This window comes from Streptomyces africanus (assembly GCF_002150735.1).
GTDB classification, from domain to species: domain Bacteria; phylum Actinomycetota; class Actinomycetes; order Streptomycetales; family Streptomycetaceae; genus Streptomyces; species Streptomyces africanus.
This window is the reverse complement of sequence record NZ_MUKA01000095.1, coordinates 1-16,236: the sequence shown is the minus strand read 5'-3', so window position 1 is coordinate 16,236 and position 16,236 is coordinate 1. Positions and strand designations below refer to the sequence as shown.

Annotated in this window: 14 protein-coding genes; 9 read left to right on the top strand and 5 right to left on the bottom strand. The window is 70.9% G+C overall.

Annotated elements, in window-relative coordinates:
* Positions 1-51: 51 nt before the first annotated feature.
* From CCL05_RS14685 to CCL05_RS14650, 8 genes are all read left to right on the top strand, one after another.
* On the top strand, positions 52-636 hold the full coding sequence (locus tag CCL05_RS14685; RefSeq protein ID WP_086560948.1) for an NADPH-dependent FMN reductase: 585 nt from the start codon (positions 52-54) through the stop codon (positions 634-636).
* 60 nt (positions 637-696) lie between these two features.
* Entirely contained in the window at positions 697-2,277 is a 1,581-nt protein-coding gene (locus tag CCL05_RS14680; protein ID WP_086560947.1) for an MFS transporter, read from the top strand.
* 201 nt (positions 2,278-2,478) lie between these two features.
* Positions 2,479-3,696, top strand: coding sequence for a class I SAM-dependent methyltransferase (locus CCL05_RS14675; RefSeq protein WP_086560946.1), 1,218 nt, complete (start codon positions 2,479-2,481; stop codon positions 3,694-3,696).
* Between the two features lie 67 nt (positions 3,697-3,763).
* Positions 3,764-4,543, top strand: coding sequence for an SDR family oxidoreductase (locus tag CCL05_RS14670; RefSeq protein ID WP_086560945.1), 780 nt, complete (start codon positions 3,764-3,766; stop codon positions 4,541-4,543).
* 31 nt (positions 4,544-4,574) lie between these two features.
* Complete coding sequence (locus tag CCL05_RS14665; protein WP_086560944.1) at positions 4,575-5,930, top strand: protoporphyrinogen/coproporphyrinogen oxidase; 1,356 nt, start codon at positions 4,575-4,577, stop codon at positions 5,928-5,930.
* A 7-nt stretch (positions 5,931-5,937) separates the two neighbouring features.
* Complete coding sequence (locus CCL05_RS14660) at positions 5,938-7,044, top strand: nucleotide disphospho-sugar-binding domain-containing protein (RefSeq protein ID WP_086560943.1); 1,107 nt, start codon at positions 5,938-5,940, stop codon at positions 7,042-7,044.
* A gap of 45 nt (positions 7,045-7,089) precedes the next feature.
* A complete protein-coding gene (locus CCL05_RS14655; RefSeq protein WP_086560942.1) occupies positions 7,090-7,668 on the top strand; it encodes a dTDP-4-dehydrorhamnose 3,5-epimerase family protein in 579 nt (192 codons plus the stop codon).
* Positions 7,665-8,657: a Gfo/Idh/MocA family protein gene (locus CCL05_RS14650; RefSeq protein ID WP_086560941.1), complete on the top strand. Its 993-nt coding sequence runs from the start codon at positions 7,665-7,667 to the stop codon at positions 8,655-8,657. Before CCL05_RS14655 ends, CCL05_RS14650 begins: the two co-directional genes overlap by 4 nt.
* 85 nt (positions 8,658-8,742) lie before the next feature.
* Here the strand turns inward: CCL05_RS14650 and CCL05_RS14645 are convergent, their stop codons facing one another.
* From CCL05_RS14645 to CCL05_RS14630, 4 genes are all read right to left on the bottom strand, one after another.
* Positions 8,743-9,678: an oxygenase MpaB family protein gene (locus CCL05_RS14645; protein WP_086560940.1), complete on the bottom strand. Its 936-nt coding sequence runs from the start codon at positions 9,676-9,678 to the stop codon at positions 8,743-8,745.
* 311 nt (positions 9,679-9,989) lie between these two features.
* Positions 9,990-11,549, bottom strand: a complete 1,560-nt coding sequence (locus CCL05_RS14640) for a class I adenylate-forming enzyme family protein (RefSeq protein WP_086560939.1) — start codon at positions 11,547-11,549, stop codon at positions 9,990-9,992.
* Positions 11,550-11,580: 31 nt separating this feature from the next.
* Positions 11,581-11,721, bottom strand: a complete 141-nt coding sequence (locus tag CCL05_RS14635) for a hypothetical protein (protein ID WP_208641506.1) — start codon at positions 11,719-11,721, stop codon at positions 11,581-11,583.
* A gap of 250 nt (positions 11,722-11,971) precedes the next feature.
* Positions 11,972-12,949: an NADPH:quinone reductase gene (locus CCL05_RS14630; protein ID WP_086560938.1), complete on the bottom strand. Its 978-nt coding sequence runs from the start codon at positions 12,947-12,949 to the stop codon at positions 11,972-11,974.
* A gap of 213 nt (positions 12,950-13,162) precedes the next feature.
* On the opposite strand from CCL05_RS14630, the gene CCL05_RS14625 reads away from it, so the two are divergent.
* The gene (locus tag CCL05_RS14625; RefSeq protein WP_244204275.1) at positions 13,163-14,785 is read left to right on the top strand and encodes an FAD-binding oxidoreductase; all 1,623 of its coding nucleotides are present in this window, start codon (positions 13,163-13,165) and stop codon (positions 14,783-14,785) included.
* A 115-nt stretch (positions 14,786-14,900) separates the two neighbouring features.
* Here the strand turns inward: CCL05_RS14625 and CCL05_RS14620 are convergent, their stop codons facing one another.
* Positions 14,901-15,800, bottom strand: a complete 900-nt coding sequence (locus tag CCL05_RS14620) for an LLM class flavin-dependent oxidoreductase (RefSeq protein WP_086560937.1) — start codon at positions 15,798-15,800, stop codon at positions 14,901-14,903.
* Between the last annotated feature and the right edge of the window lie 436 nt (positions 15,801-16,236).

Here is a 16,236-nt window from a genome sequence, read left to right as displayed (position 1 = left end):
GGCGGTGTCGGGCACGGTGACAGCCGAGGAGCCGAGCACACGGAGGGAACCATGCCTGAGCCCAAGCTGCGGGTGTCCGTCATCATCGGCAGCGTCCGAAACGGCCGATTCGGACCCACGGCGGCTCGTTGGATAGCCGACGAGGCCGCCAAGCGCGATGACCTCGCCGTCGACGTGATCGACCTGGCGAAAGTGTGGCTGCCCGAGGTGCTGCCGGCGGACGAGCACGCGGAGCGGCCCGCCGCCGTCCAGGACCTGGCGCCGTGGCTGTCGCGCGCCGACGCGTTCATCATCGTGACGCCGGAGTACAACCACAGCTTCCCCGCCTCGCTGAAGAACGCCATCGACTGGTACGTCGACGAGTGGAAGGCCAAGCCGGTCGCGTTCGTCTCCTACGGAGGCATCGCCGGCGGTCTGCGCGCTGTCGCCCACCTGCGGGAGGTGTTCCCCGGGCTGCACTCGGTGACGGTCCGGGACTCCGTCGCCTTCCCCGAGTACTGGACGCGCTTCGACGACGAGGGCCGGCCGGTGAACCCGACGGAGTGCGAGACCGCCGCCAAGACGATGCTCGACCAGCTGACGTGGTGGGGACGCACACTGCGCGACGCGCGGGCCGTGCGGCCCTATCCCGGCTGAAACTCCCACCACCGTCCCCGTGGTCCGCACCACATCGTCCCTACCCCTGGAAGGACACCCATGTCATCTCAAGTCTCCCCGGCGGCGCCGGCGAAGGCAGGGACCCGCGAGTGGCTGGGTCTGGCCGTGCTCGCCCTGCCCACGCTGCTGCTGGCGCTCGACCAGAGCGTGCTGTTCCTCGCACTGCCGCACCTGGCGGAGTCCCTGCACCCCACCGGCACGCAGACGCTGTGGATCATGGACATCTACGGCTTCATGATCGCCGGTTTCCTGGTCACCATGGGAACGCTCGGCGACCGCATCGGCCGGCGCAAGCTGCTGCTGATCGGAGCCGCGTTCGTCGGTGCCAGCTCGCTGCTCGCGGCCTACTCCACCAGCGCGGAGATGCTGATCGCCAGCCGGGCGCTGCTCGGTGTCGCCGCGGCCACGCTGATGCCCTCCACGCTCGCCCTGATCAGCAACATGTTCCAGGACCCGGGCCAGCGCGGCCGGGCCATCGCGGTGTGGGCCAGCTGCTTCATGGGCGGCACCGCGCTCGGCCCCATGATCGGCGGCGTGATGCTGGACCAGTTCTGGTGGGGCTCGGTCTTCCTGCTCGGCGTGCCCGTCATGATCACCCTGCTGGTCGCCGGTCCCGTCCTGCTGCCCGAGTACCGTGACCCCGACGCCGGCAGGCTGGACCTGTTCAGCGTCGCGCTGTCCCTGGCCACCATCCTGCCGGTCATCTTCGGCCTCAAGGAGATCGCCCGCTACGGCTGGCAGCCGCTGCCCCTGCTGGTGATCGCGGCCGGCGTGGCCGTCGGCGCGGTGTTCGTCCGCCGCCAGACCCGGCTGGCGCACCCGCTGCTCGACCTGCGCCTGTTCCGCTCCGGCGCCTTCACCTCGTCGCTGCTCGTGCTGATGCTGGCGATGGCCACCATGGGCGGCAGCTACCTGTTCATCACCGGCTTCCTGCAGATGGTCGAGGGACTGTCGCCCACCGCCGCCGGCCTGTGGATGGTGCCCTCGGCGCTCGCCTCGATCGTGGCGGCGCTGATCGCTCCCGGCCTGACCAAGCGGCTGCCCATGGGAGTGGTGATCGGCAGCGGTCTCGCCCTGACGACCGTCGGCTACCTCCTGGTCGCCTTCGTCGACCCGGTGGGCGGACTCCCGCTGCTGATCACCGGCTTCGTGATCGCTTTCTTCGGCACCGGACCGATCGGCGCCCTGGGCACCAACCTCGTGGTCAGCTCCGCACCCCCGGAGAAGGGCGGATCCGCGGCCTCCCTGTCCGAGACGAGCGGCGAGTTCGGAGTGTCGCTCGGCGTGGCGGCGTTCGGCAGCCTGGGCACCGCGCTCTACCGCGGTGACATCACCGTCCCGCAGGGAGTGCCCGCCGAGCACGCCGAGACGGTGCGCGGCGGCATGGAGGGCGCGATCGTCGCCGCCCAGGAGCTTCCCGCGGACCTGCGCGACCAGGTGCTGGCCGCGGCGCGCGAGGCGTACACCGCCGGGCTCAACGTCGTCGGCGTCGTCTGCGCCACGCTCATCGCCGTCACGGCGGTGCTCGCCGTGACCCTGCTGCGCAAGGTGGGCGGCACCCCGCCCGCGCAGGACGATCCGGCCGCCTCGCACGAGGAGTCGGTCCCGGCACGTTCCTGACCGGCACGCCCCACAGCGCGGTCCCTTTCGCCACGCCGGCGAAGGGACCGCGCTTTTCCCCTTCCGGCGCCACCGGCGGACCTGACACATGAAGCGGCCCCTTCATGGACCCCCTCCACGGCCGTGGACAGCATGGTCATGTGCGTTCGCACGGGCCGGCGCGCCGAGCCGCCCGCCCACGAAATGCAAAGGGGTCCGTTCATGGTCCAATGTCGCATCTGCGGTGGCCCGGTCGACGAGTTCATCGACTTCGGCCGGCAACCGGTATCCGATTCCTTCGTGACACCCGAGACGGCGGGCAGCGAGTTCTATTTCCGGCTGGCCGCGGGCGTCTGCACCGAATGCACCATGGTGCAGCTCATCGAAGAGGTGCCCCGCGAGAAGATGTTCCACGAGGACTACCCCTACCGTTCCGCCGGTTCGGTGGTCATGCGCGAGCACTTCGAGAAGTACGCGAACCAGCTGCTGGGCAGCGAACTCACCGGCGACGCTCCCTTCGTGGTGGAGATCGGCTCCAACGACGGAACGATGCTCAAGACCATCGGCCGGGCCGGCGTGCGCCACCTCGGCGTCGACCCCTCGGCGCAGGTCGCCGAGTTCGCCAAGGCGCAGGGCGTGCGAGTGCGCACGGACTTCTTCCAGGAGGCCAGCGCGCTGGAGATCGCCGAAGCCGACGGTCCAGCCGACGTGATCTTCTCCGCCAACACCGTCAGCCACATCGCCTACATCGACTCGGTGTTCCGGGGCGTGGACGCGCTCCTCGGCCCCGACGGCATCTTCGTGATCGAGGACCGCTACCTCGGCTCGATCATCGCCCAGAACGCGTTCGACCAGATCTACGACGAGCACTTCTACCTCTTCTCGGTCACCTCCGTGCAGGCCATGGCCCGGCGCTACGGCCTCGAACTGGCGGACGTCCAGCCGCTGTCCGTGCACGGCGGATCGATGCGGTACACCATCGCCCGCCCCGGGCGGCGGACCGTCTCCGCAGCCGTGACCGAGCACGTCGAGCGCGAACGCGAGGCGGGCCTGGCCCGGCCGGAGACCTACCACCGCTTCGCGGAGCACGCGCGCAACAGCTGCCGGGACCTCGTGCGGCTGCTCACGGAACTGCGCGAGCAGGGCCGCTCGGTGGTCGGCTACGGCGCCACCGCCAAGAGCGCCACCGTCCTCAACCACTGCGGGATCGGCCCCGACCTCGTTCCGTTCATCTGCGACAACACGCCGGCCAAGCAGGGCCGGCTCGCCCCGGGCGCCCACATTCCCGTCCGCCCGTCCGAGGAATTCTCCCGGCCGTACCCCGACTATGCCCTTCTCTTCGCCTGGAACCACGCCGAGGAAATCATGGCGAAGGAAAGGGAGTTCCGGGCGGCGGGCGGCAAATGGATCCTCTACGTGCCCGACGTCCACATCGTCTGAACGACCGCCAGGGACCGCGACACGGGGCACCGAGCCCCACCCCCCCCGATTCCAACCGGAAGGTGTCATGAAGAAGTACGCCGGCAAGAAGGCCGTGGTCACCGGTGGCACGCACGGCATCGGCATGGCCGTGGTCAAAAAGCTCCTGGAAGGCGGAGCGGAGGTGCTGCTCACCGGTCTCAACGAGAAGAACATCGAGGCCGCCCGAGCCGAACTCGGCCCGCGCGCCCACGTGCTGCGCTCCGACGCGGCGAGCATGTCCGACATCGACGCGCTGGGCAAGGCGGTCGAGGAAACGCTGGGCCAGGTGGACTTCGTCTTCGTCAACGTCGGCTACCTGAAGTTCGGTTCCCTCAGCCAGGTCACCGAGGAAACCTACGACCGGATGTTCGACACCAACACCAAGGGGGCCTTCTTCACCGCGCAGCGGCTCGCGCCCCTGGTCAAGGAGGGCGGTTCGTTCGTCTTCACCACCGCTGTCGCCGTCGGTATGGGCTTCGTCGCCACCAGCGTCGGCACCGGCATGAAGTCGGCGATCCGGGCCTTCTCCAAGGTCTTCGCCTCCGAGCTGCTGCCCCGCGGCATCCGCGTCAACACCATCAGCCCCGGCTTCACCGACACCCCCACGATGGGCATCGCCGAGATCTCCGACGAACTGCGTGCCGCCAACATCAAGGAGGGCATCGAGCTGACGCCCATGCGCCGCTTCGGCACCGCCGACGAGGCCGCCACAGCGGTGCTCTTCCTCGCCTTCGACGCCACCTTCACCACCGGCGTCGACCTGCCCGTCGACGGCGGCCTCGGCCAGGGGCTGGAGTGGCCGCACGACGAGATCGTCGAACACTGACCCGCCCCAACCAGCAGACAGAGGTGGAGCGATGACCAGTCGCACACAACGCACCAAGGTCGCGGTGATCGGCGGCGGCATGGCCGGCTGTGCCGCCACCCGTCAACTGCTGCGCAGCGGCCGTGAGGTGGTCGTCTTCGAGACGGCGGACGGGCTCGGCGGCCGGGCCCGCTCCTGGCACCGCCCGGAGATCGAGCCCGACGTCGGCATCAACCTGATGTACGTCAGCTTCTACAAGCTGATGACCCAGCTGATCAAGGAGTACGGGCTCGAGGACGAGCTCGTCCGGATCTCCAGCAACGTCTGGATCTCCGACCACGGCAAGACCGTGCCGCTCTCCTCCGACTCGCCGCTCAGCCTGCTCACCTACAAGCACGTCGGCCTGCGCGACAGGGTCGCCTTCCTGCTGAGCACCCTCAAGCAGGTGGCCCGCAAGAAGCAGCTCGACCTGTTCGACCCGGTGAAGTCGGCCCCGTTCGACGACGGGACGACCGCCGCCGACTGGGGCTGCCGGCAGGTGTCCGAGCGCGGCTTCGACTTCCTGCTGCGCCCCCAGATCGAGGGCTTCTGGAACTTCGCCTGCGAGGAGATCTCCGCCGTCCACGCCCGTGCCCTGCTCGCCTGGATGGGCGGCTCCGGCTTCTACGTGCTGCGCGGCGGCATGGAGATCCTCGCCGAGAAGAACGCCGAGGGCGCCGACCTGCGGCTGTCGCACGAGGTCACCGCCGTCCAGCCGGACGGCACGGGCATCGTGGTCACCGCCGTGGGACCGGACGGCACCCCGGTCACCGAGAGCTTCGACGAAGTGGTCGTCGCCACGCCCGCGCCGATCGCCGCCAAACTCGTCGCCGCGCTGCCCGCCCCCACCGTGGGCGAGGAGACCCGCCGGTTCCTGGAATCGCAGCGGTACGAGCCGGCCCTGTCGGTGTCCTACCTCGTCGACAAGGGCACACTGCCCGCCGAGGCGCACATCGTGGCCGGCGGCCCCGAGGACCCGCCCCTGCGCAACATGATCACCTATCCCCGCACGGTGCGGGACGACCACGGCCGGCCCGTCGAGAAACTCCTGGTGTTCGCCTACCCCGGCCGTGCCCACACCCGCCGCCTGCTGGGCCGCCCCACCGAGGAGCAGTTCGCCGAGGTGACGAAGTTGCTGCCGTCGCTGTGGCGGGACTTCCCGGTCGCGAGCGCCGAGCCGTTCCAGATCGCGGAGCGACCCTACGGGTTCCCCATCCCCGCCCCCGGCCGCTACCGCCGCTCCGTGCGCGTCCTGAAGGAGCAGCGGCCCCCGGTCGTCTTCGCAGGCGACTACTTCAACTCCCCCACCACGGAAGCCGCGATGCTCTCGGGAGTCCGGGCCGCCGCGGTGCTCACGAAGGCAGGTTGAGACCCCCATGAAGGTCCTGTTCATCCCCGGAAACAGCCCCTACCCGATCTTCTCCCACACCCCCCTCGCCACCGCCGTGCGCAATGCCGGGCACCAGGTGTTCATGGGCGGCATCGACTGGGTGCTGCCCAACATCGCCAGCGTCGGCCTGCCCGCCGTGAAGATCTCCCCGGTGTCGATGGAGGAGGTCAGCGCCTTCATGGGCGCCATGCCCGACGATCCGGCCGAGCAGCTCAAGGCGGTCGGCCGGGTCTACGCCGAGATCGCCGTGGACAGCCTGGACCGCCTGCTGGACCTGGCCGACCACTGGCGGCCCGACCTCGTCGTCGGCGGTGGCATGTTCTACACGGCCCCGCTGCTCGCCGACCACCTGGGCATCCCCAGCGTGCGCCTGGAATGGGACCGCATCGACTCCCGCGCCTACGACCCGGGAGCCGAGCCCGTGCTCGCCCCGGTCCTCGCCGAACTGGGCCTGGACAAGGTGCCCGCCCCGGACCTCTGGCTCGACGTGTGCCCGCCCAGCCTGCGGCCCGAGAACGCGGTCCCCGCCAAGCTCATGCGCTGGGTGCCGGGCAACCCGCAAAAGCCCCTGGAGCCGTGGATGTACACCAAGGGCGACCGTCCCCGCGTCTACATCACCGCGGGCACCCGGCTGTTCAGCGGCGAGGGACTGCGCGACATGGCGCGCAGCGTCGGCAAGCTCGGCGCCGAGGTAGTCGTCGGCGCCCCCGAGGCCGTCGCCGCCGAACTGCGCGAGGAGGTGCCCGAGGTGCGCGTCGGCTGGGTGCCGCTGGACGTCCTCGCACCCACCTGTGACGTCATCATCCACCACGGGGGCGGCGGCACCGACATGACCGCCCTGAACGCCGGCGTGCCACAGCTGATCGCCCACCCCGAATACCCCACCAGCGCCACCCGGCGGATCGTCGAGTACGGGGCCGCCGCCCTGGTCGACTCCGGTGGCTACGAGGAGATCAACGCCGCGTGCGAGCTGCTGCTCAAGGACCCCTCGTACCGCGAGCGGGCGCAGGCGATCTCCCGGGAGATGGCGCAGCTGCCGCCGGCCCACGAGATCGTCGGCGACCTGGAACGCCTGGTGGCCGAACGGGCCTGAGCCGGCCGCGCCGGGCCCGGCCCGGCGACACGAAAGGAGAACGCGGTGCGTATCGCCCCGACGGCGATCCCGGGGGCGTACCTGGTGACCCCCGAACAACTGCCGGACGAGCGCGGCGCCTTCTGGGAGGGGATGCGCGCCGACAAACTGGAGGAGGTGCTGGGTGAGCCGTTCGTGCCCCGGCAGATCAGCTACTCCGTGTCCCGCCGCAACACCCTGCGCGGCATCCACACGGTGGCCGTCCCGCCCGGGCAGGCCAAGTACGTCAGCTGCGTACGCGGCGCGCTGCGCGACATCATCGTCGACCTGCGCGTCGGCTCACCCACCTTCGGCCGGCACCACGTGTGCACCCTGGACGCCTCCTCGGGCCGCTCCCTCTACATCCCGGAGGGCGTCGGCCACGGCTTCCTGACCCTCGACGACGACACCTGCATCTGCTACGTGATGTCGACGGTCTACGCGCCGGGCACCCAGATCGACATCAACCCCTTCGACCCCGAACTGCACCTGCCCTGGGACATCACCGAGGAACCCCTGATGTCACCGAAGGACAAGGCCGCGGCCGGCCTCGCGCAGACCCTGGCTGCCGGGGTGCTGCCACGCTGGAACGGGGAGGAACCATGACAGACGCCATTCGCGTCGGAGTTCTCGGCAGTGCGGAGATCGCCCGCCGCCGGATGCTTCCGGCCTTCGCCCGCTCCGCGGCCTTCGAGATCACCGCGATCGCCTCGCGGGACCCGGGCCGCGGCGCGGCGGCCGCCGCTCCCTACCGGGCGCGCGTGCTGCACGGCTACGCCCGGCTGATCGAGGACGGGGACGTGGACGCGGTCTACATCCCGCTGCCGCTCGCCCTGCACGCCGAGTGGGTCGAGGCGGCACTGCGCGCGGGCAAGCACGTGCTGGCCGAGAAGCCGCTGAGCACCTCCATGGAGGTGAGCGCGCACCTGTTCGCCCTGGCGCGCCGCCGCCGCCTGGCCCTGATGGAGAACGTCATGTTCATCCACCACGGCCAGCACGCCCGGGTCCGCCGGCTCATCGAGGACGGGGTCATCGGCGAACCGCGCTCCTTCCACGCGGCGTTCACCGTGCCCCGCCGCCCCGCCGGGGACATCCGCTACCGCCCCGAGCTGGGCGGCGGCGCCCTGTGGGACACCGGCGTCTACCCGGTGCGCGCCGCGCAGCACCTCCTCGGCGCCGAACTGACCGTCGTGGGCGCCGTCGCCACGGCCGCCGCCGGCGTCGACGTCGACACCGCCGGGGCCGCCCTGCTGCGCCGCGACGGCGACGGCGTCGGCGTCCACCTGACCTACGGTCTCGACCACGCCTACCGCAGCACCTACGAGGTGTGCGGCAGCACCGGCCGGCTGACCCTCGACATGGCGTTCACGCCGCCCGCCGACCACGTCCCGGTGATCCGGCTCCACGACCGCTCCGGTAGCCGGGAACTGCGCCTCGACCCCGAGGACCAGGTGGCCGGCACCGTCGCGGCGTTCGCCGAGGCGGTGCGCCGCGGCGCTGTCCGCGCCGAGGACGAGAAGGCCACGCTGGAGCAGGCCCGGCTGCTGCGCGACATCCTCGGCACGGCCGTCCCGACCCCGGCACCGATCGACTGAGAACGACGCCGGGCGGCGCACGACTGAGCGGCACACGGTCCGACCGTGTGCCGCTCAGTCATGGGGCTGCCGTGCCGCCGGGCACTCAGCGGGCGGTGCGCCCGACCGTGTGCTCGGGGCCCAGCTCCTCGATCTTGAACTCACCCGTGGGGAAGCTCGGGGTGGGCAGTGGATCGGGGTAGGCGGCCTCCACACGCGGCGGCTGCCGGCGCACGTACGCGGCCCGCAGCCTCAGCGCGGTGTCCACCGCGAGCCGCAGCGGCCGGGACGGCTCCGGCACGCCGAACGCCTTGCGCATGTGCGGTGTCAGGAGCGCCGGAAGAGCCGCGGCCGCCGCCTTGCGGCCCAGTGGCTGGAGCCGTTTCGGGAGCCATCCGGCCATCGGTTCGATGACGGTGTTCCGCAGTACCTGCCACAGCGTCACGGCCTCCGGCGAGTACGCGAAAGTCCGCTCGACGTAGTCGTCGTGGAACCGGGCGAACTCCTCGAACGAGCCCGGGATGTCCTTCAGGCCCATCAGCTCGCCCTGTTCGCGCATGTGCAGATAGGCCGCGGTCCGCTCCTGGTCGCTCAGCGGCCGCCAGCCGTACCGGTCCACCCAGCGGATCTGTATCAGCATGCTGGTGGCGAGGACGAACAGGTACTCCTCGTTGCTGATGCTCCACTTCTTCTTGTCGTCGCTGATGTGCCGGACCGCGTTCTTGTGGATGCGGTTCATCTGCCGCGCCGCCGCCCGGCCGCGCTCGTCCTTGAACCCCCGCCGCACCATCTCCAGGCTGATCAGGGCGAAGTGCTCCATGCGCCGCTGCGTGTTCTGGGTCAGCTCCCCGGTCCGCACCAGGAGCGCCGCCATCTGCGGCGGCGCGACGCTGTTGCAGAACGCCAGCGCGCCCGCGACGCTGAAGTCCCACGGGAACTCGTAGCCCATGTCGAGCCACCAGATGCGGCTGTACTCCTCCTTGACGTCCATGCCCTGGATCTCACGGAGCCGGGCATAACGTGCGTTCCTGTCCATGGCCATGCCGTGGCCTCTCCTCTCGCCGGTCACCTCGGAAAAAAGCGGGTCGGCTGACGTCGGGCCGTGCGGCCGTTGCGCCCGTGCCGGTGGCGGGGGAGCAGCGGGTCGACGGCTCCGGAGCGACGACCATGCCCCATGCAGGGCGCCGTGCGCCCCGCGGCGTCGGCGACTGCGTCAAGTCCGCTCCTCAGCGAGCGGCACGAAAGGCCGCTGCGCCGCGTCCCCCCCGGCACCGGAGCCCGAAGAAGGGGGGCAGACGCCTGTAGGGACGTCCGCTCACCCCGGGTGCCGCGCGCCCCGGGCCGCCGGGCCGGTCAGCCCTGGTCCTGCAACTGCTTCAGCAGCTCCAGACGCTTGATCTTGGTGGTGGCCGTCTGCGGCAGGTCCTCCAGGCGCCACTGCACCGGCTCGGCCATCGGCGGCAGGTCGACCACCGCGGTCTTCCACGCCACCGGATCGAGCGGACGGTCGCCCCGCGTCGACACCACCGGCACCGGCCTTCCGTCCGGCCCGGGCACGATGACCGCCTCGGTCAGCTCGGGCAGCCTGGCGAACAGCTTGTCCTCGATCTCCAGCGTGCTGTCGATGCCCGGGATCTCGTCCACCTCCCGGTCCAGCAGGTGCAGGCAGCCCCACTTGGTGCGGTAACCGACATCGCCCATGCGCCACCAGTCGCCGTCGGCCTGCTTCTCCCAGCGCCCGTGCTCCCCGAGGTAGGTGACGATCCGTCCGTTGCTCCTGACCTCGATGAAGCCGGGGGAGGACTTGGTGGGCGGCTTGCCGTCGCGGCTGACCACGCGCACCGCGGTCATCCCGGGGAACGGCCGGCCCACACAGCGGCCCTCCGCCTCCGCGCCCCTCTTGGGGCTGTAGGTGCGGCCGGCGATGGGACCCACCTCGCTCTGCCCGTACATCTGGATGAACGTGGCGCCGCTCCGGCGGGAGGCGCTCAGCAGCCGGTGCACCGTGCGCGGGTGAATGGCGTCGAAGGTCGAACTGAAGTACTTGACCTTCGCCAGCGGGGCCCGTGGATCGTCGGCCAGTTCCTCCCACCGCATGAAGGTGTTGGGGTGCGCCTCGATCAGCCCGGGCGGGACCTGGCCGAACAGGTCGCCCACCATCTGCGGATCGTCCTCGCGCAGGATGATGACCGGGTGGCCCTGGAGGATGGAGATGGGCAGTGCCGTGAACATGCGCGAGTGCACGAACGACACGTGGATCGCCACGGGTTCACTGGACGCGACCAGCTTGGCGACCGTGCCCTGCGGGCGGTACCGGGCCTCAAAGGTGCGGCCGGTGTGCACGGCCAGCTTCGGCACGCCGGTGGTGCCGGAGGTGTGGGTGATCAGCGTGGGGTGGTCCGGCGACATCACCGCCGGCTGGATGCGCGGGCTGCCGGCGAGCGACGCCAACTCGACCGCGCCCTCGTGCTCGCCGGAGGCCAGCAGCAGCTCACGGGCCAGGCCGGAGACCTCCGGGGGCAGGTCGTTGTCGAGCTTGGTCTGATCGGTCACCAGGAAGGGCATGTCGATCCGGCGCAGCAGCTCGGCCACCGTCGCCCCGTCGAGCTTCGGGGACAGCAGCACCGGCAGCGCGCCGATACGGGCCGTCGAGCAGGCGAGCAGGGTGATGTCGAAGCCGTTGGTCTTGTGGACGACCACGCGGTCACCGGTGCGCACACCCGCGGCCCACAGCCGGGACGCGAAGTCGTCGACGAGCGCGGCCACCTCGGTGAGCGTCAGCCGCGTGCCACGCTCCGGCGCGATGTCCAGTGCGTGGTCGAGAATCAGCGGGCTCGCCGGGTGCTTCTCGGCCGCCCGGTCGAACAATGTGCCCAGGCGTATTCCTTTGTTCGCGATGCGCTGGAGAAACATGCGGATCCTCTGGGTCGAAGGAAAAGAGCGATCAGGACGCGACGAAGTGATGGGTCAGCACGGTCCCGCCGCCGGCCGGCTCGATGCCGAAACCCCAGAGGCTCTCCTGATCGGCGCCCGCGTGGGACAGCATCATCCAGCGGAAGGCACAACCCGGTTCAGCGGTGACCACGCGGGCATCCGTGAACTTCGAAGAGGGGGCTCTTTTCGATGATGGAAGCCATGCCGAAAGCGTCGCAGCAGCCCGCACCGGGCGTCAGATACCGGACCCAGGATTGGTCAGGTTCACGGCTCGGCCGACCCGGCTCCGAGTTCGGCCGCCCGGCCCCGGGGCGGCGTGGTGGTCCGGCCGCCGTACCCCCGGGCGGCCTGGTCGTCCGGCCGACGCGGCCCCGCCCAGCGAAACGCCCCTCGCCGACGCCCTACCCGTCGTGGTGCAGGACGATCTTGCCCTGGGCCTTGCCCTCCTCGACGAGGCGGTGGGCCTCCGCGGCCGCGCTCAGCGGCAACGCGTGCACGGCGGGCGGCCGCAGCGAACCGTCCGCGAGGAGGCGGGAGATGAACCCGGCCGCCTCGGCGAGTTCACCCACGGACGCCTGCGAGATGGCGAAGCCGACGATCGAGCAGTCCTTCACATACAGCCGGCCCACGGGCAGCGTGGGAGCCGCCGTCAGCCCCGAGAGCAGCACGATCCTGCCCCGCCTGGCCAGCAGATCGACCGCGGTCGTCAGATCGTTGCGCGCGGAGGTGTCCACGTACATGTCGACACCCGAGGGCGCCGCCTCGCGGATCCGGTCGGCCGGCCGGGCGTCCCGGTAGTCGACGAAGACCTCGGCGCCCAGCGCCCGCACCCGCTTCGCGCTGTCCGCGCCCGCCACCGCGACGACCCGGGCGCCGGCCCGCGACGCCATGAGCACCAGGGCGCTGCCCACGTTTCCGCCCGCTCCCACGACGACCACCGTCTCGCCCACCCGCAGCCGGCCGTGCGTGAACAGCGCCAGATACGCCGTCGCCGCCGGATGCGCCACGGCCACGGCCTCGGCCGCCGGCACCCCGGCGGGCAACCGGTACAACCGGTCGGCGGTGACCAGCGCCCGCTCGGCCGCGGCGCCCTGCCGGCCGGCGTAGCCCAGGCTGTTGCACCACACCCGGTCCCCGAGGGTGAAACCGGTCACGGCCGGACCGGTCGCGGCCACGGTGCCCACGAGGTCCCGCCCGACCACGAACGGCAGCGGCACATCGGTGCGCCAGGCACCCGAACGCACGAAGGTGTCGACGTGGTTGACCGCGCTGACCTCGACGTCGACGAGGACGTCCGTCGATCCCGGCCGGGGCGTGGGCAGCTCGCCGTACCGGATCACGTCCGGCGGCCCGAACTGTTCTATGTAGGCGGCAATCATGGGTCCGATCCTGCCGCGCCACGATCCGCGGGCCGGTGGACGCGCCCACAGTGTGTCACCTGGCCCCGCCCGGCTTCACCTCAACGTAACGGCTACAGGCGCTACTTGACATAAACGTGCGGCTTCCGTGTCAGCGCTGCCGGGCCGTGGGCACGCTGGGGCCGCTTGGCAACCCAGACCGGATGCGCTCGCCGAATGGAGCTGCATGTGACTATGTTGAACAGACGACGGTTCATGGCCGGAGCGGGCGCCGCCGTGGCCACCTCCGGGACCGTCACCACACTCGGAACCTTCTCACCCGCCGCGCACGCCGCCCCCGAGGCCGCCACCGGCGCGATCCCCACGGTCAGGCCCGGTGACGCCCGCTACGCCGACATGGTGTCCGGCATGAACGCCCGCCTTGTCGGCACCCCCGAGGCCGTCCGCCTGCCGGCCACCACACAGCAGGTGGTCCAGGTGGTGCGCGAGGCCGTCCAGGCCGGCAAACGGATCGTGGTGCGCAGTGGCGGTCACTGCTTCGAGGACTTCGTCTTCAACAAGGAAGCTCAGATCATCGCCGACCTGCGGCTGATGAACCGGGTCGGCTACGACGAGCGGCGGCGCGCCTTCTTCGTCGAGCCGGGCGCCACCCTCCTGGACATCTACGAGACGCTGCACAACGGGTGGGGCGTGACGATTCCCGGCGGTGGCTGCCACAGCGTCGGCGCGGGCGGTCACTTCGCGGGCGGCGGCTACGGCGTCCTGTCCCGGGCGCACGGCATCGTCATCGATCACGTGTACGCCGCCGAGGTCGTCACGGTCGACCGCAAGGGCCGGGTGCGGGCCGTCGTGGCCACCAGGGAGCCGAACGACCCCAACCGTGACCTGCTGTGGGCGCTGGCCGGCGGTGGCGGCGGCAACTTCGGCATCGTCACCAAGTACTGGCTGCGCAGCCGCGGAGCCAAGGGCAACGACCCGAGCCGGCTGCTGCCCCGGCCGCCCTCCAGGGTCGTCTACACGCAGGTCACCTGGCCCTGGGAGCAGATCACCGAGGCCGGCTTCACCAACCTGCTGCGCAAGTACAGCCGTTGGTCCAAGGACAACGCCTCCCTCGACTCCGACTACCTGGACCTCGGGCACTGGCTGTTCCTCAACCACGTGTCCGCGGGCACCCTCTTCCTGGTGGCGCAGATCGACGCCGACAAGCCCGGCGCCCAGCAGCGGATGGACGCCTTCGTCGACTTCCTCAGCGAGGCCATGGGCGCCGAGCCGAACTGGCGCGACTCGCAGAACCTGCCGTTCATGAAGGCCACCACCTACAGCACCACCGGCGGTGAGACCCTCAACAACCCGAACCTGCGCACCTTCCACAAGTCCGCGTTCGTCAAGGACGTCTTCCCCCAGCGCCAGATCGACGCGCTCTACAAGCACCTGACGCGCAAGGACTACGACAACGCCTACAGCTACATCGTGCTGGCCTCCGCGGGCGGGCGCATCAACGCACTGGGCCCGACCGAGACCCCGGCGCCGCACCGCGACTCGCACCTGGTGATGTTCTACGAGTCCTACTGGCACCACGCCGACAAGGACGAGGCCAACATCGCATGGCTGCGCGACATCTACCGCGACGTGTACGCCGACACCGGCGGCGTGCCCGTGCCCAACGACGTCACGGACGGCTGCTACATCAACTATCCGGACAGCGATCTGAGCGACCCGGGGTTCAACAAGTCCGGCATCCCCTGGCATCAGCTGTACTACAAGGGCAACTACGCGCGGCTGCAGAAGGTCAAGGCGGCCTGGGACCCGCGCAACGTCTTCCACCACCGGCAGTCCATCGAGCTGCCGGGCAGGTGACACCCACACCACCCACGAAGCGGGCTGTGCGACCCACCGGGTCGCACAGCCCGCTTCGTTCGTCATCGCGACCGCCCCCGCCGGGCGCCAGGACTCGGCCGGGGCGGTCCGCACGTCACAGCAGGGCGCGCGCCTCTGCGATCAGCTCCACCTGCTGCTGCCAGTCGCCGCCGTCGACCACGAGGTCGAGGTGATCGGCGCCGGCCTCCGCGTAGGCGGCGAACCGCTCGGCGGCCTCCTTCGGGCTGCCGCCGATCGGCACCAGCGGCGCCTCCTCGGGAGACAGCCCGTACATGTCCACCAGACTCTTCTCGAACGCCACACGCGCCGAGCGCACGGACTCGTCGTCGCCCAGTCCGGCGTGGAGCCACACCGTGGTGCGCGGCGCGGGCCGCCCCGCCTCCTCGGCGATCTCCCGCAGCCTCGCGACGCCGCGGGCCACCGTCGCCGGGGGCACCATGGACGGCAGCCAGCCGTCCGCGTGCAGCGCGGCACGCCGGATCGCGCCGTCGGAGTTGCCGCCGATCAGCACCGGGGGTGCCGGTACGGCCGGCGCCAGCGTCACAGCGGGGCCGTCCGGCAGTGTCGTCTCCTCGCCGGTCAGCAGGCCCGGCAGCAGCTCCAGGGCGCGCACCAACCGGGCGTTGCGGCCCTCCGGAGCAGCGCCGACGGCCTGCCAGAACGGCGTCCCGGGCGCTCCGCCCGACCCGACCCCGAGGACGACGCGGTTGCCGGACAGGTGCTGCAACGTACCGATCTGGGCGGCGGTCCAGGCGATGTTCCGCAACGGCAGCACCAGGACGCCGAACCGCAGCTCCACCCGAGTGGTCACGGCGGCGGCGGCCGAGAGGGCGACGGTGGCCTCCAGGGCCGGCGTGCCGTTGCCCATGATGAAGTCGGACACGGACACGGAGTCCAGACCGGCCTGTTCGACGTGGCGGGCGCCGGCCGCTATGCCTGGGAAGCCCTTCGGCGCCAGGTCGGCCATGGTGGGCAGGGAAATGCCGACTTTCATCGCTGGCAAGACGTCCTCCGTGTCGCACGACGAATGGGGAGCGCCATCCCCGGGCACGGGCCACCGGACCGGTCCGGATGCCTGATCGCACGGCGATGGCCGTTGCAGCGTAGCGACGGACGCGGAACCGTACCCGGCCCTCGCCCGCACTATGTCAGCTTGCCCGCCCACCCGGGCGCGCCCTGCCTGAGCGGACACTTGACGAAGCCCTGGGGACCGCCTTGCCCGCCGGCCGCGGGCCGGGTTCCACTCGTGCCGTTGTCAGGCAGTTGCCGGGGGTCAGAACCTCCTCCCAGCTCAGCGATGCCTGGCGGGTGCTCGTGGTCAGGACGACTCTGGAGTCACTACCGACATGACAGTTGTAGCCATGGACCCCGGCGACATCGCCGAGGGGCGCAAGCCGGTCACCCGGCTGGACCGGGTGATCATCAGGTTC

Coding starts and splice junctions, on each gene's coding strand:
- CCL05_RS14685 (WP_086560948.1), top strand. CDS start 52: ATGCCTGAGCCCAAGCTGCGGGTGTCCGTCATCATCGGCAGCGTCCGA.
- CCL05_RS14680 (WP_086560947.1), top strand. CDS start 697: ATGTCATCTCAAGTCTCCCCGGCGGCGCCGGCGAAGGCAGGGACCCGC.
- CCL05_RS14675 (WP_086560946.1), top strand. CDS start 2,479: ATGGTCCAATGTCGCATCTGCGGTGGCCCGGTCGACGAGTTCATCGAC.
- CCL05_RS14670 (WP_086560945.1), top strand. CDS start 3,764: ATGAAGAAGTACGCCGGCAAGAAGGCCGTGGTCACCGGTGGCACGCAC.
- CCL05_RS14665 (WP_086560944.1), top strand. CDS start 4,575: ATGACCAGTCGCACACAACGCACCAAGGTCGCGGTGATCGGCGGCGGC.
- CCL05_RS14660 (WP_086560943.1), top strand. CDS start 5,938: ATGAAGGTCCTGTTCATCCCCGGAAACAGCCCCTACCCGATCTTCTCC.
- CCL05_RS14650 (WP_086560941.1), top strand. CDS start 7,665: ATGACAGACGCCATTCGCGTCGGAGTTCTCGGCAGTGCGGAGATCGCC.
- CCL05_RS14645 (WP_086560940.1), bottom strand. CDS start 9,678: ATGGCCATGGACAGGAACGCACGTTATGCCCGGCTCCGTGAGATCCAG.
- CCL05_RS14640 (WP_086560939.1), bottom strand. CDS start 11,549: ATGTTTCTCCAGCGCATCGCGAACAAAGGAATACGCCTGGGCACATTG.
- CCL05_RS14630 (WP_086560938.1), bottom strand. CDS start 12,949: ATGATTGCCGCCTACATAGAACAGTTCGGGCCGCCGGACGTGATCCGG.
- CCL05_RS14625 (WP_244204275.1), top strand. CDS start 13,163: ATGTTGAACAGACGACGGTTCATGGCCGGAGCGGGCGCCGCCGTGGCC.
- CCL05_RS14620 (WP_086560937.1), bottom strand. CDS start 15,800: ATGAAAGTCGGCATTTCCCTGCCCACCATGGCCGACCTGGCGCCGAAG.